Consider the following 14,547-nt stretch of genomic DNA (forward strand, 5'->3'; position numbering starts at 1 on the left):
GCCTTGCTCATCCTGAGAGTTCGCTACGCCAATGCTTGACCCTGACCTGGGATTTGACGGCGTCCAGTATTTCGACAATCAGATTGATCAGCGCTTCGTTGGGGGCGTCTTGCTCGCCGTTTGCATCCGGTGACGGCAGGAACACATTCACGATGTCTTCAATAAAGGCGTGGTTCGAGGCGGAGGCCAGATCTTCCAGAATCTGGTGGATCACGTTGGCCACTATGTCGCCCACGGCTTCTTCCAGGGTTTCCTGAATTGTCGGGCCCACCACGGGCAGGTACTTCAGTCGTGACAGTTCCAGGTTCTGTTTGAGGGCGTTGTCGACGCGGGTTTCCAGGTAACTTCTCAGGGCGCCGCGATTGGGTACGTAACCTTCCTGTGCGGCTTCCGCAACGCGTTGTGACACCCAGTCGGAGAGCATTTCCCGTCTTGGGTAGAGAATTTCATTCTGGATGCGATCAAACAGGGGTGAACCCCGGCGAATCTCGTCCTGGGCGCCGGACAGCACCTTGATGACGATGCGGTCGGAGAGTTCTTCCATGAAGGCTTCGTAGTAGAAATTGAAGAACTGGAAGGCTCTGGTCTGGGTGACGTCAATAACCTTGTACTGGTGCAGGCGATAGATGATGGAGATGACGCGCAATATCCGCAGGAAGCGGAAGCTGCCGACGGGGATGCAGCCGATGATGTCGTACCAGTGGATGAAGGGGTAGAAGTACCAGCGGTCATAGACCTTGGCTTTGATGGCGTAGCCCCAGCGCACGACGAATTCGGTCAGGAAGATGCTGACGAAGATGAGGTCGTAGAAGAGGAAGTTTTCGTGGATGGGGTGGTAGAGCTCTTTGATGGCCGGGGCGTGTGCTGCAAACAGGTTCTGGACGCCGGCGAAGTTGTAGATGGAGTCGAAGATGATGAAGGCCAGGTTGATGATGAGCAGGCCGAGCATCAGGAAGTCTATGACGAACCAGATGAGTTGGTGGCTGGTTTTCAGATTTTCTCGGTTTATCTTTAGCATTCATCAGTCCAGGACTTCGAGTTTGGAGTCTGCAGCGGATGTGTCGCTTCTCCCCAGACACGCCGTTAACCCATCCATGGGGGCTCGGCATTGCCATCCTTGGCAATGCACGGTCTGGGGAGAAGCGACACATCCGCTGCGATCAGGCTCTGTGCTTTTCCGCCATTAAGGTCGCGGGCATTTGTTGCACTTGCCTGATTTTTCGACGCTTTCACACAGGTTAGCTTATTTCAGCTCCGCCGACGACTTGCCCAGTAATCTTCTTGCGATGATCAGCAGCTGGATCTGTTGGGTGCCTTCGAAGATGTCGAGGATTTTGGAGTCCCTGGCCCATTTTTCCAGCAGTTCGGTTTCGCCATAGCCGAGGCTGCCGCAGAGTTCGACGCAGCGCAGGGTGACCATGCTGCCGACGCGGCCGGCTTTGGCTTTGGCGATGGAGGCTTCCCTGGAGTTGGGCAGGCCGTTGTCGGCCATCCAGGCGGCGCGGAGGGTGAGCAGGCGGGCGGCTTCGAGTTCGGCTTCCATGAGCTGAAGTTCGCGGGTGACGGCGGGTTGGGTCCAGGTCTGGTGGTGGTACTCCAGGTCGATGCCGGTGAGGGCGATGAGTTCTCGGGTTTTCTGCAGGGCGGCGCTGGCGAGGCCGATGGCCATGCCGGCGACGACGGGGCGGGTGTTGTCGAAGGTTTGCATGGCGCCGGCGAAGCCTTTTTCGACGCTGATGTCGGGGTCGCCCAGGAGGTTTTGTTTCGGAACGCGGCAGTTGTCGAAGCGGATGGCGGCGGTGTCGGAGGCTTTGATGCCGAGTTTTTTCTCCAGGCGTTCCACGGTCATGCCGGGGGTGCCTTTTTCCACCACGAAGGATTTGATGGCGGAGCGGCCTTTGTTGCGGTCTAGGGTGGCCCAGACCACGACGGCGTCGGCGCGTTCGCCGGCGGTGACGTAGATTTTCTCGCCGTTGATGACGTACTCGTTGCCGTCTTCGGTGGCGGTGGTGCGGATGGCGGCGGAGTCGGAGCCGGCGCCGGGTTCGGTGATGGCCATGGCGGCCCAGGTGTTGCCGAAGCGGGCCAGTTGTTCGTCGTTGGCGACGGCGGCAATGGCGGAGTTGCCCAGGCCCTGGCGGGGGATGGAGAGGGCCAGGCCGACGTCGCCCCAGCACAGTTCCGTCAGCCCGAGGACGGTTTTCATGTTGGTGCCATTGCGGTTGCCGGCGCCGCCGTTGCTGTCGGAGCGGGCGAGTTTTCCGGCGCCGGTGCCGCCGTCCGCCGCGCCGTCGTTCATGCCGTCCATGATGGAAGCGAACATGTCGAGCTCTTTGGGGTATTCGTGCTCCGCAAGGTCGTATTTGCGGGAGATGGGCCGGAAGACTTCCCGGGCGACTTGCCGGGCCTGGTCGATCAGCGGGGCAAATTTTCCTGGTATTTCAAGGTTCATGGGGGTGTCCTTACGTTGATCAGGCGTGCAGGCCGCCGCTTTGGGTGGCTATGGAGCGCAGGTCGCGGTACCAGCGTTCAACCGGGTGTTCCTTGACGTAGCCGTGGCCGCCCAGCAGTTGTACGCCGTTGGTGCCGACCTCCATGGCTTTTTCGCTGCACAGCAAACGCGCCAGGGCCACTTCCCGGTGAGCCGGCAGGCCCTGCTCCAGTCGGCTGGCGGCGCGCCAGGTGAGCATGCGCATGCTGTCGGTTTCGATGGCCAGGTTGCTGATCATGAAGGCGACGGACTGGCGATGGCTGATGGGCTCACCGAAGGCCTGCCGCTCGTTGCAATAGGGAATGACGTAGTCCAGGACAGCCTGGGATGTGCCGATTGCCAGGCCACAGCGGAGCAGGGAACCGCAATCCAGAAAGGTCTGGTAGTTGAAATCGTCGTCGCCGAGCAGGGCTTCGGCGGGCAGTTGCACGTCTTCCAGCAACAGCTGTACCGGGCCGGAAGCCCTTAGACCCATACCAGGGTCTGGTTTCACGCGGATACCCGGAGTGCCGCCTTCAACAATGAACAGCCTCGGCTGGCCATGCAGTTTCGCGGCAACCAGCAGGAGGTCGGCGTTGGCGCCGAGTACGACGCTGTTTTTCAAGCCGTTCAGGACGTAACCACTGGTGGATTCGCTGGCGATGGTCTGAAGGTTGGTGGGGTCGAACAGGGGCGTTGGTTCGTCAATGGCTATGGCGGCTACAGGCGGCTCGTCCTCGCAGAACGCTGGCAGGTAGCGACTTTGTTGTTCGCCGGTGCCCCAGCGGGTGATGGCCTGGGCGACACTGAATGGTGCCAGTAACGCGGTCGCAAGGCCCATGTCGCCCCATGCCAGTTGCTCGGCGATCAGCACACTGGTGACGGGCGACTGGTGTTCCGCAACGCCTCCGAACGCTTCCGGCACGGCGTAGAGGGCAAGCCCGAGCTCTGAGGCCGCCGAGCTTACGGTTTCAGGTGCTGTTCCGGTTTCATCAGCCTCCGGCGCTGCTGACCGCAGCCTGTCCTGAGCCATGCGGCGGAGCGTGTCGGTCATCATCTGCTGGTCGTCGGTCAGCGAGAGGTCAAACAGCTCGGCGGGCGGGCGTTCCGGCAATCGTTTGCGGGGCAGCCATTGATTGACACGTTTGAATTCCCGTCCTGCAAGAGCAAGGGTACGAAACCCCGCGCGGGTGCCATGATAGGCGGTTTTTTCCAGAGGGCTGCGCAGCCCCAGCCGATCCAGCATGGGATTGGCCGCCAACCGGTTCATCATGGACAGGGCAAAGCCCACGGGGGTGCGTGTCATCTGTTGTCTCCTGCTTTGATTTGTTTTGCTATCCGGCGCGTATGAATAGTCAACGATCATGGGGGCATCACACTCCCGCGCCATTGGCATGGAGCGCATTACCGAAAGGCAAGATGGTCAATTGCCATGGATTAACTGGACCTCTACCCGGTACACTCCCATTGTTATCGCGCCTGTTTCACTCACTTTTACTGAAGTAACGCTGCTTGATGTGTTCCCACATTCACGTCCTGTTTCTCCGCCGGCTGCGAATTGTCTGGCTCCTGTTGTCGGCATTGCCGGGACTTTCCTGGGCACAGCAAGTGGAGGTGGAAGTTCAGGGTGACTATCCACAGTTGCAGGACAACGCCGAGGCCTTTTTGGGTGAGGTTGAGGGCCGCAGCGCAGGCAGCCTGAGGCGCTACGCCAGCACCGCAGAGGCGCAGGTGGAGGAGGCGCTCCGTGCGCTTGGCTACTACAGCCCGGTTATTCAGTGGGAGGTTGTTGAGCCATCCGCCGAGGATGAAACGCCCGCCCGCCTGGTACTGACGGTTCAACCTGGAGAGCCCGTTCGCGTACGTTCCCGACAGGTATCAATCGAGGGCCCAGCGAACCAGGACCCCGACTTCGTTGGGACCCTGCCGGAGAAGCCCGCCGAGGGCGATGTGCTGAATCATGGCCAGTACAGTACGTTGCGGCAGACCATCCAGAATCGTGCCACCCGACTGGGGTATTTCGACGGTGAATTCACCACCCGCCGGCTGGAAGTCGACCCTGAGCAACGAGTGGCGGATATCACCCTGGTTTTCCGCAGTGGCATGCGTTACCGCTTGGGGGAGGTGAGCTTCCGGGAAGGGCATGGGTTCGAGGAACAGTTGCTGGAGCAGTTTGTTCGTTTTGAGCCTGGTGAAATCTACCATTCGGACAAAATTGCCAGGCTCAGCAGCGATCTATCCAACAGTGGCTATTTTTCCGGTGTGGACATCGACGCATCACCGGGTAGCGCCGTGGATGGGGTCATACCGGTATCGGTGGGCCTGACCACCCGTCCGCCGCGCTCAGTGGCGGCCGGTGTCGGTTTCTCCACCGATGTGGGGCCGCGTTTCAGCGGTAACTGGCGGGAGCACTGGATTAATCCCATGGGGCACCGACGGGGTGCCGAAACCGAGCTCTCGGCGCCGCGACAGAATGTGGGCGCCTGGTACGAACTGCCCCTGGACCCGCCCATGACGGATTCGATTCGTCTTTCCGCCGGTTATCAGCGGGAGGATATTGAAGATGTGGAATCCGAACTGCTTACCCTGGGCCAGCAATGGAAACACCAGCTTGACGACGGCTGGCTGCAGGTGGCTTCGATTCGCTGGGAAGGTGAACGTTTCCGCATTGGCGATGAGGAGACCGAGCAGAGTAGCCTGCTGTTGCCGGGACTGGGCTATTCGAAGCTACACGCGGATTCGCCTCTGGATCCCTCCCGTGGTTATCGTATCCAGTTTGATGTGACCGGCTCCCACAGGGCTGTGTTGTCTGACGTGGACATCCTGCACGCCAATGTTCTCGTAAAAGGGCTCTATACCCTGGCGGACAATCACCGTTTTCTGTCCCGGTTCCAGTTTGGTGCTGTTGCCACCAACCGTTTTTCGGATGTGCCGCCGTCACTGCGGTTTTTTGCCGGTGGTGACCAGACTGTCCGTGGCTATGGTTACGAAACCCTGTCCCCAAGGAACAGCGAGGGTATTGCAGTGGGTGGTCGATTCCTGATGGTGGGCAGCGTCGAGTATCAGTATCAGTTTGCCGATAACTGGCGGGTGGCGGCGTTTGTTGATGAGGGTAATGCCGTTGATGAGCTGTCTGACCCGCTGGCGACCGGCGCCGGCCTGGGTCTTCGCTGGATCAGCCCTGTAGGCCCGCTGCGCCTGGATATCGCCAAGGGGCTGGATCCCGAATTTGGTGGTGAGTGGCGAATTCACTTTTCCATGGGGCCGGAGTTATGAGCGAAGAGGCGAAAACTCCCAGGCCAAAACGCCTGAGAAACTGGCTGTTGGTCGCCCTGGCGGTTATCGTGCTGCTGCCTGTGTTGGTAGTGGGGTTACTGTTGCTGGCGCTACGCTCGGAAACCGGTACCGCCTGGGTGATCGACCAGATTCCCGGCCTGGAGGTAAAGCAGGGGCAGGGGTCGTTGCTCGGGCAGTGGCAGGCGTCCTCCCTGACCTGGCAGGGCTATGGTGTCGGGGTGCAAGTGGAAGCCCCGGTCGTCGACTGGTCGCCAACCTGTCTTTTCAACAAGCAGCTTTGCCTGGAAAGGTTGCTGGCGGACAGCATCGACCTGACGCTGCAATCATCCGGTGAGCCCCCGCAGGAAAGCAGCGATATCAGCCTCCCCGGCGTCAACCTTCCATTGGGACTGGCGATCCGGGAAGTGAATCTTGGCCCCTTCACCCTCAACGACGCCAAGGTTTGGGACAGGCTCCAGTTGAAGGCCGAGGGTTCCGGTTCGGACTGGCATCTGCAGAATCTTGCTTTTGTTCGCGATGATATCAGGATTGACGGATCCGGCCGGGTCCAGACCCGGGGCGACTGGCCTCTGGATCTGGACGTTGGTATTGAACTTCCACCGCCTTACGGGGCTGGCTGGCAACTGGCCCTCAATCTGACCGGAAGTGTTGCCGACCTGAGGGTCAAGGGCCAGAGCAGCGGCTACCTCGAAGCGACCCTCGCGGGCCGGGTGGCACCTCTGGAAAGCGCGCTGCCTGCGGAACTGACTGTCAGGTCCAGCCACTTTGCTCCCGCAGAGGGGCTGCCGGAAACCCTGGTACTTGAGGACACCGTGGTTTCCCTGAAGGGCAGCCTCGAGAATGGCTTCCGTTCCGACTCCCGCACATCGTTGCCGGGTACTACTGGCGATATCCCTGTTTCCCTGAAGGGGTTAATTACCACTGCAGGCGTTGAGGAGCTTGATCTCGAGCTGACCGGGCCCGCCAAAGCGGACGCAGAGGCAGGGCATCTTTCCGTGACCGGAAATATGAGCTGGCAGGAAGCGTTCCAGGCGGAGGCCGAAGTGAGCCTGGAAGCCTTCCCCTGGTATAGCCTGATTCCGGATTTTGAAAAGCCACCGGTGACCCTGAGCCGGCTCAATGGTGATGTCAGCTACCAGGCTGGTGCCTATCAGGCGAGTATCAATGCCAGTGTCAGCGGGCCCATGGGGGATGCTGATATGGCGGCAGACCTGGATGGTGATATGGAGTCTGTTGCTGTCACCAGCCTGCGTGTCAATACGGGAGCGGGTTTCCTTGGTGGGCAGGCGGATGTGGCGTTCGCCGATCAGTTGTCCTGGGACGCCAGCCTGGAACTGGACAGCTTCAACCCCGGTTACTGGTTGCCTGCCCTGGAGGCAAGTCTCAGTGGTGATATTGATACCAGTGGCCAACTGGATGACACGGGTGCTCCATCGCTGCAGGCGCGATGGGACCTGTCTGGAACATGGAGGGCCAATGAGGCCCTGATAAGGGGGGGCTTGACCAGTGATGCCGGAATTTGGGAGTTGTCCGACCTGGAGTTGGACGTCGGTGCCAACCGGCTAGTGGGCCAGGGCCGCTGGGGGCGGGAGATTTCAGGTGGTCTGGAGCTGGAATTGCCGGCACCGGAGGTTTTCCTGCCTGGGCTGGCGGGCTCCGTACGTGGAACGGTGTCGGTTTCCGGTACCGCGAACCAGCCACAAGGCAGCGCAAGTATCACCGGCTCCGGACTGGCCTGGGAGGACCAACTCAGCGTCGAGAGCCTGGAGCTGACTGCGGCACTTCGGGAAGGGTTTGATGTGCAGGCAGACCTTCAGGGAACGGAAGTTCGCTATGGCGAGCAACTACTTCAGGAGCTTTCGCTGGCATTAACAGGAACCCGCGATAATCACCAACTCACGCTCAACGCCGTGCACGAAGAGGCGGAACTGACGCTGTCCCTGGCCGGGGATGCTGCTGACAGCTGGAACGCCTGGGCAGGTGCCCTGGAGCAGGGGCGCGTGGATATCCCGGCACAGGACCAGCAATGGACGCTGTCGGGGCCTGCGGACCTGGCCTACACCGACACCGGCACGCTCACCCTGGGCAACCATTGCTGGCAATGGGACCAGGCGTCCATATGCGCCGAGGACCAGACGCTGCTGCCGACACAGGACATTGCCTACCGCATCGAGAATTTTCCCACCACCGCACTGTCGCCGCTGATGCCAGAGACATTGCGCTGGGATGCCCGATTGAACGCCGACGTGCGACTGGTGATGGACGGGGATGGTCCGGACGGCGAAATATCCGTGGATGCCGGCTCCGGCGCGTTTGAAGTGCTGGTCCGGGACGAATGGGAAAGCCTGAGCTACGACACCTTCACCACTCGACTTAACCTCCGGCCGGAGGTTGCGGAGCTTGATCTGAGGTTACAGGGCCCGGAACTGGGCAATCTGTCTGTCGGAATGTCGGTGAATCCGGACAGTGAGGCGCGGGAAGTTGACGGCCAGTTCCGGATTGATGGCCTGGATATCGCCATGGCCGGTATCTTTGCCGGGCTGGAAGTGGTTGAAGGCGAACTCAACGGCGAGGGAACCCTGTCTGGCCCCTTGATGAAACCGGCGGTGAACGGAGAGATTTCGCTGACCGGAGGGCACATCGCCGACCCACGGCTTCCGATACCCCTTGAGGACATGGTGGTGAGCCTGGAGCTGAATGGCTATGCCGCCGATCTGTCCGGGCGCTGGCGGAGCAATGAGCGTGGCAAGGGCAATATCGAGGGCACGCTGGCATGGGAATCCGAGCCGTCGGTTGAGGTCCGGCTGACCGGCGACCGCCTGCCTTTCAGTTACGAACCCTATGCCCAGGTGGAACTGGTGCCTGATATCACCATCGCCTACGAAGCGGGCGATTTATCGGTGTCTGGTAGCCTGGAAGTGCCCAGGGGAACCATCGAGATACGGGAGTTGCCCGCCCAGGCAGTCTCCGTGTCCGAGGACGAAGTCATCGTTGGTGCCGAGGAAGAGAAAGCCGGTCTGCGTTCCCTGAATATGGACGTTACCGTGGTGGTGGGCGAGGATCAGGTCAGCTTCAGCGGTTTCGGAGTGACGGGAGACCTTGAGGGCACACTGCGTATTGGCAATAACATGGATACCCGGGGCGCCCTGCAGCTGGTAGACGGGCGCTATGAGGCCTATGGCCAGGAGCTGGAACTGCGACGGGCCAGGCTGGTGTTTGTGGGGCCTTTGTCGGAACCCTACCTGGACATTGAAGCGGTAAGGCGCGTGGACACCGTGGTGGCAGGTATCCGGCTCAGCGGCCCGGTAAGTTCCCCGCGGACGGAAGTATTCTCCGAGCCCGAAATGCCCCAGACCGATGCGCTGTCCTATGTGATCCTCGGCCGCGCCCCACAGAGCCGTGGTGATGAAGGTCAGATGAGCCGGGCGGCCATTTCCCTGGGCCTGACCCAGGCCAACAAGGTGACCCAGGGAATTGGTGAGGAATTCGGAATACGCAATCTGATGCTGGAAGCGGAAGGTTCAGGGGACGAATCCGCAGTGGTGGCCAGTGGTTACCTGACGGACGAACTGAGTATCCGGTACGGAGTGGGGATCTTCCAGCCGATCACCACAGTCGCGCTACGTTATGACATCGGACGGTATTTCTATGTGGAGGCCGCCAGTGGCCTGGCAGCCTCCCTGGATATTTTCTATACCCGGGATTTCTGAGTGCTCATGCCGCTCAGGTTCGGGGGTTACTCCAGTTCAAACGTGGCACTCACGCGGGCCTGCAATTCCCGGGAACCTACCTCGGAGACTGCATCCGAGGTAGCGCGCATTTCCGCCATCATCGGAACCGGGGGCTGGTGGCCGCCATCCACGTTGATGTTGATCACCTCACCACACTGCTTCCCCAGCTCCCTGGCGACAAACTCGCAACGGGCCTTTGCATCTGCAATGGCGCCTGCGAGGGCCTGTTTGCGCAAACCGCTTTCATCGGAATGGAAAAACTGGTGGGGGCCAACGTTATAGTCCATACCCAGTGATTGTGCCTGCGCAAGAATCGGATTGAGCAGGGAAAGGTCGTCAATGGTGAAGCTGACGGTCTGTGACGCAACAGCCATGCGCTCGGGTTCCTGTCCGCGCTCTTGCGAAGGTATCGAGCGGCTGTAGAGATTCAGGGAGGCGTCGCTGTAGGACTCGAGTTGGTCGCGGAAATCTTCTATACCTTCCCGCCACTGTTCCATCTGTTCGTTGACCCTTTGGGTGGCGGTCTCCGGGAGGTTGTGTTCGGCACTGGCGGTAAACTGCAGCCGGGCGCTGTCTGGCGTATACTTGACCGAGGCCTGACCGCTCAGGCTGACTTCTGCTGCCGCCACACCCAGGGGAAAGAGGATCAGGGCCGTTGGGGCCAGCAGGTATCGATGGACGTTGTGAAACATTGTCGGATCTCCATGTTATTACACAAGAATCAGGTCAGGTTGTCTCCCCGGGAGCGTGATGTCCTGTTCAGGCTGACCGGGAGTGATCCCCATTATGTGACCACCCGTCAGCAACTGAAAGAGTGGGCGGCCTGTTATTTGACGGCCCTGCCCGATGATGCCCGGGAAATCCGTGAAATCAAGGCCGTGCTGCAGCGTTACCTGCCGCTTTGAGGGCCAGTTTCATCATATTCTTCGGCGTCAATGGGGGTGTCCAGTCGAATTAATTTCCTTTCTTCCGCAGCTTGCACAAAGTGGCTGAAAATCCGCCGGTGGCCGCCATGGTAGAGCAAATACTCCGGGTGCCACTGGATACCCATCAGCCATTGCCCCCAGGTGTTTTCAATCGCCTGAACAAAAAGGTCATTGTCGACGGCGACCACGCGCAGGTGGGTTCCCAGTTTTTTGATCGTCTGGCTATGGATGCGGTTGGCACCAATGACCGGCTTGTGCATCACTTGGCCGAGCCGGCTGTCGCTGACAACCCGAACAGTCTGCATGGGCAGCAACAGTGGCCGATGCCGTGTGTTCACCCGCAGTGGCGTCACGTTCTGACACAGTGACCCCCCACGGAAAATATTGATGAATTGGGCCCCCCGGCAAATACCAAGCACTGGAATGCTCAGCTCTTCAGCCCTGGATAGCAGATGGAAATCGGTTTCGTCGCGGCGCAGGTCATATCGGGCGGTTACCTGAGGTGCCTGACCGTACCTTGACGGGTGAACATGAGTACCACCCGAAAGCACAAGACCGTCAAGAAGTGAGACGTCCACCTTTGACCCCGGACGGATAAAATGGGTGCGCGCGCCATGCAGGCGTAGCGCAAAGGTGATTAACCGGTGGGCAAGACTGCGGCGCGCCGGGCCACTGATACCGATCGTAAGCCCCGGGTGTTCGGGCTTTTCTGCCGTACTATCAGACATAGTTTCCAGACCGGAGCCACTGATTGGACGTGTCCACCCAGCTATGGGTCAGGTTGTGAAAGCTCAGTTTCCGGCTGTTGCGGAATTCCGCCACCAATACCGAAAGATCGGCGGCGTTGGCAGCCAGTTGTTCCAGCACGACCCAGTCATTCCACACCGTTGAAAAATGCCAGTCGGGGTTGTCGATATCGCAGTCCGGTAACCGGTAATGCAGTGTCGGCCGGTTTTTGATGCGCTCGTCCCGGACGTATTCCGCCAACAGGTCGCTGTTCAGGTGGGCGAACAGGGGAAGCAGGTCCAGTGCCTTGTTCCGGGTGGGATTGTAGTGCAGGTAATCCCGCATTAGTTGTTCCATGTCCGGTGCGTAATCCTCAGACACCAGCAGATCAATGTAGGCACTGCTCCAGGGCTCAATGTAGCTGGTCAGCTTGCGACTGATATCCACCTGATGGCGTGCTTTCAGCCACTCGTAGAGCGCGGCAAAGGCTTTCAGGTAACGAAGCAGGGTGGTGGCTTTCAGGTCCGGCAGTTCCGGATTCAATTGCAAACCAAAGGCATAATACAAAGCTTCACGGCTGCCCAGGGCACCGGCCTTGCGCAATTCATCACACAGGGTTTCAATGCGCTCCAGCTTGCTGAACGGCAGGGGAGGGCTGACGATCTCGAGTGGAACGATTTTCTCAGCGGCGGCGTCGATCACATTCATCGCCTGGCCGCCGAGTTCCCTGACCGATTCGGGAAGGCGTTCGTCCGTCAGGTCCAGTTCTTTTATGGGGTCCGAATCCAGTTCGATGGTAAATGCGCCAAGTTCGGTATCAATCTCGGCCACGTAACGCGCAACAGACTTGCCGGAGCCACCCAGCAGCTTGGCAGACAATGAGATGAGATCCTCGTAGCCAAGGCCGGACAGTTCAATTTCAACGCCAACCTTCCGTTCCTTGCCGTCGTCCGTGTTCAGTATGTCCGGCATTCTGCATCTGCTGCTCATTCATGTGACTCCTCAATGGGTTGCATTTACCTTATCACAGTCGCTTGGTCGGCCAAGCGGGAACGGAGCACCGGAGCACAGGCCTGTGAAAATTCGAAGGACGGGGTTTACACTGGATAAAACACTGTATATAGTCAAATCACTGTATATAAAAACAGGGCTAACCGGGGCAACGTAAATGAAGCTGACAGCTAGGCAGACACAGGTACTGGACATTATCCGTCGCTATCTTGACGAGACCGGATACCCGCCGACCCGTGCGGAAATTGCCGCGGAACTTGGATTTCGTTCCGCCAACGCCGCCGAAGAACATTTGCGAGCGCTGGCCCGCAAGGGTGCTATCGAGATGGTGCCGGGAGCCAGCCGGGGAATACGCCTTCCCGAAGTGGAAGCCGACCTTGGTTTGCCGGTGATTGGTCAGGTCGCTGCCGGCAGCCCCATCCTTGCCCAGGAACACATTGAGGATCATTGCACCCTGCAGCCGGAGTTTTTCTCCCCATCGGCGGATTACCTGCTCAGGGTGCGTGGTATGAGCATGAAGGATATTGGCATTTTTGACGGCGATCTGCTTGCGGTGCATCGGACACATGATGTGCACAACGGCCAGATCGTTGTGGCGCGGGTAGGTGAGGAAGTCACCGTCAAGCGTTTCCGCAAGGAAGGCTCGAAAGTGTACCTGATCGCAGAGAATGAGGAATTTCAACCCATAGAAGTGGATCTGTCAGAACAGGAACTCTTCATAGAAGGGCTGGGCGTAGGGGTGATCCGACGTTCGGACCTTCACTGATACCCGGATACCCGAACATTCAGGCAAACACCTGCAAAGAGTAAACACCGCAGGCGAAGCTTAACGGCAAGTGAGGCTTATCATGGAACAACTCAGCTTTAATCAGAATCTGGCTTATGCTCACGGAGGTGGCAGGTTTGTCGGCCCAGAGGCTGCCGGTATGAGCAGCCATGATATCGTCAAGGCGCCTTCCGCCAGAGCCCGTCCGGCCAAGCCACCGGCTGGCAACGTCACCGAAATTATTTTGCCTGAAGGCCAGGTTGAGAATTTCCAGTTGTTGCTGCCCATGCTTACCCAACTGAATCAGGAAAAGCGCTGGCTCGCCTGGATAGACCCACCCCAGAGTCTTGTCAGTAAGTGGCAAACCATGCGGGGCATTGTTGCGGGAGAGTTGCTGGTGTTGCGCTCTACTCCAGACTACCCGGCCGGGCAGCTTGCGGAACGGGCACTGAGTGCCGGTACCTGCCACGCAGTGGTGATGTGGACTCGTAAACTGGGCCGGGAAGCCCTGGCGTCGCTGGAACAGGCCTCAGCCAGGGGTAATAGCCACGGTGTGGTGCTGCGCCAGCGTTGATGATTCAGTGAAGTGTGTAAGAGGGCCGGATATCCTGGACATCCGGCTCTTCGTCTTCCCAGTCGATATCATGGGCAACGTTGCCGACCGCTTCGATACCGGCTGCAATCATTGCTTTGGCAACGTTCATATCCCGGTCTTCCATCATTTCCCTGGCTTCCGTCGAAAATGATATCTGCACCAATGGTGCACTGTCGTCGTCGATCCGACGAAGTGCATAGTCCCCGTTGCTCAGTTGTACGATCTCGAAAAACGATGGTGACATTAAGCTAGCCTTTCAGTTCATTCCCGTTGGTAACGGTCAGTTTGTGGTGCGCTACCACTCGCTGTGCCGCTCCTCAAGGATATCGATAAAGTGTTTCATCGCACCCAGTGTCTGTTCCAGGGCTGTCTGTGAACGATCCGGGCCGGTATCGGCAGCAATGGCAATAACGTTTTCACTGCTGACCGTCTTTTTACTGGCCGGCGGGTTGCCCTGATGCTGCTCAAGTTGCTCGAGATGGTTCCACCAACTACCCCGGTCATGGGCTAACTGTTCCAGTTCCGCCATTTCGGGGCTGTTGTCACCAACCAGTTTGCCCAGTGCGTCAAGATCAGCGGGCCGGCCCTGTTTGTCCTGGTAGAGCCTGGCAATCATGACCAACGTCGATTTACGGGCCCGCAACGCCAGTTCAGTGGCGCCCTGCAAAAGTGCCTCCCTCGCGGGAACGCTGTCACTCCGCTCCAACTGCCCCAACAAGGTACGGGCCAGGAAAATCTTCTGGGAAACCAATGAGTGCCACTGTGACGCCATGGTAGTACCTGAGGGTGATTCCACTGCCGTGCGATGAATTAATCGCCAACTATAACATTTTCCGTCAGAGATTTCTTCTCCCCCATGCATTCGAGGAGCTTTGACAAGAAACTACAAAGAATCACTTGAAACGGTCGTTTGAATTTGGCACAAAGGCGCCCCGATTGAATAACATTTGAGCGCCCGTTCCCGTGGATCCGAAGTGGAAATCCTGGAAGTCGAGAACGGGCTGTCTGTTTCCGTGGAGGTGGAA

13 protein-coding genes are annotated in these 14,547 nt (G+C 59.0%); 5 read left to right on the forward strand and 8 right to left on the reverse strand.

Annotated elements, in window-relative coordinates:
* Positions 1–7: 7 nt before the first annotated feature.
* The 3 genes from NLU14_RS02115 to NLU14_RS02125 all read right to left on the reverse strand — a co-directional run bounded on the left by NLU14_RS02115 (position 8) and on the right by NLU14_RS02125 (position 3,776).
* Positions 8–1,018, reverse strand: a complete 1,011-nt coding sequence (locus NLU14_RS02115) for a hypothetical protein (RefSeq protein WP_275704503.1) — start codon at positions 1,016–1,018, stop codon at positions 8–10.
* A 225-nt stretch (positions 1,019–1,243) separates the two neighbouring features.
* Positions 1,244–2,452 carry an acyl-CoA dehydrogenase family protein gene (locus tag NLU14_RS02120; RefSeq protein ID WP_275704504.1) on the reverse strand — a complete coding sequence of 403 codons (1,209 nt, stop codon included), beginning with the start codon at positions 2,450–2,452 and terminating at the stop codon, positions 1,244–1,246.
* A 19-nt stretch (positions 2,453–2,471) separates the two neighbouring features.
* On the reverse strand, positions 2,472–3,776 hold the full coding sequence (locus tag NLU14_RS02125) for an acyl-CoA dehydrogenase family protein (protein ID WP_275704505.1): 1,305 nt from the start codon (positions 3,774–3,776) through the stop codon (positions 2,472–2,474).
* Positions 3,777–3,985: 209 nt separating this feature from the next.
* On the opposite strand from NLU14_RS02125, the gene NLU14_RS02130 reads away from it, so the two are divergent.
* Both NLU14_RS02130 and NLU14_RS02135 read left to right on the forward strand, forming a co-directional pair.
* Positions 3,986–5,746 carry an autotransporter assembly complex protein TamA gene (locus NLU14_RS02130; protein WP_275704506.1) on the forward strand — a complete coding sequence of 587 codons (1,761 nt, stop codon included), beginning with the start codon at positions 3,986–3,988 and terminating at the stop codon, positions 5,744–5,746.
* Positions 5,743–9,477 carry a translocation/assembly module TamB domain-containing protein gene (locus tag NLU14_RS02135; protein ID WP_275704507.1) on the forward strand — a complete coding sequence of 1,245 codons (3,735 nt, stop codon included), beginning with the start codon at positions 5,743–5,745 and terminating at the stop codon, positions 9,475–9,477. The genes NLU14_RS02130 and NLU14_RS02135 overlap by 4 nt, the downstream gene beginning before the upstream one ends.
* Before the next feature lie 26 nt (positions 9,478–9,503).
* Here NLU14_RS02135 and NLU14_RS02140 read toward each other — a convergent pair whose 3' ends face one another.
* Complete coding sequence (locus NLU14_RS02140; RefSeq protein WP_275704508.1) at positions 9,504–10,190, reverse strand: SIMPL domain-containing protein; 687 nt, start codon at positions 10,188–10,190, stop codon at positions 9,504–9,506.
* Between the two features lie 12 nt (positions 10,191–10,202).
* Here NLU14_RS02140 and NLU14_RS02145 point away from each other — a divergent pair, with 12 nt between their 5' ends.
* Positions 10,203–10,403, forward strand: a complete 201-nt coding sequence (locus NLU14_RS02145) for a hypothetical protein (RefSeq protein ID WP_275704509.1) — start codon at positions 10,203–10,205, stop codon at positions 10,401–10,403.
* Here NLU14_RS02145 and NLU14_RS02150 read toward each other — a convergent pair.
* Together NLU14_RS02150 and NLU14_RS02155 are read right to left on the reverse strand one after the other, a co-directional pair.
* Positions 10,388–11,152, reverse strand: a complete 765-nt coding sequence (locus tag NLU14_RS02150) for a gamma-glutamyl-gamma-aminobutyrate hydrolase family protein (protein ID WP_275704510.1) — start codon at positions 11,150–11,152, stop codon at positions 10,388–10,390. The genes NLU14_RS02145 and NLU14_RS02150 overlap by 16 nt on opposite strands.
* A complete protein-coding gene (locus tag NLU14_RS02155) occupies positions 11,145–12,140 on the reverse strand; it encodes an amidoligase family protein (protein ID WP_275704511.1) in 996 nt (331 codons plus the stop codon). The genes NLU14_RS02150 and NLU14_RS02155 overlap by 8 nt, the downstream gene beginning before the upstream one ends.
* 178 nt (positions 12,141–12,318) lie before the next feature.
* On the opposite strand from NLU14_RS02155, the gene lexA reads away from it, so the two are divergent.
* Both lexA and NLU14_RS02165 read left to right on the forward strand, forming a co-directional pair.
* Entirely contained in the window at positions 12,319–12,927 is a 609-nt protein-coding gene (gene lexA, locus NLU14_RS02160) for a transcriptional repressor LexA (protein WP_275704512.1), read from the forward strand.
* A 160-nt stretch (positions 12,928–13,087) separates the two neighbouring features.
* Positions 13,088–13,501, forward strand: coding sequence for a cell division inhibitor SulA (locus NLU14_RS02165; RefSeq protein ID WP_420845015.1), 414 nt, complete (start codon positions 13,088–13,090; stop codon positions 13,499–13,501).
* Between the two features lie 4 nt (positions 13,502–13,505).
* On the opposite strand, the gene NLU14_RS02170 is transcribed toward NLU14_RS02165, so the two are convergent.
* A complete protein-coding gene (locus NLU14_RS02170) occupies positions 13,506–13,766 on the reverse strand; it encodes a hypothetical protein (protein ID WP_275704514.1) in 261 nt (86 codons plus the stop codon).
* Positions 13,767–13,817: 51 nt separating this feature from the next.
* A complete protein-coding gene (locus NLU14_RS02175; protein ID WP_275704515.1) occupies positions 13,818–14,294 on the reverse strand; it encodes a DUF6586 family protein in 477 nt (158 codons plus the stop codon).
* Positions 14,295–14,547 lie beyond the last annotated feature (253 nt).

It is taken from the genome of Marinobacter iranensis, from assembly GCF_029207565.1.
GTDB lineage: Bacteria > Pseudomonadota > Gammaproteobacteria > Pseudomonadales > Oleiphilaceae > Marinobacter > Marinobacter iranensis.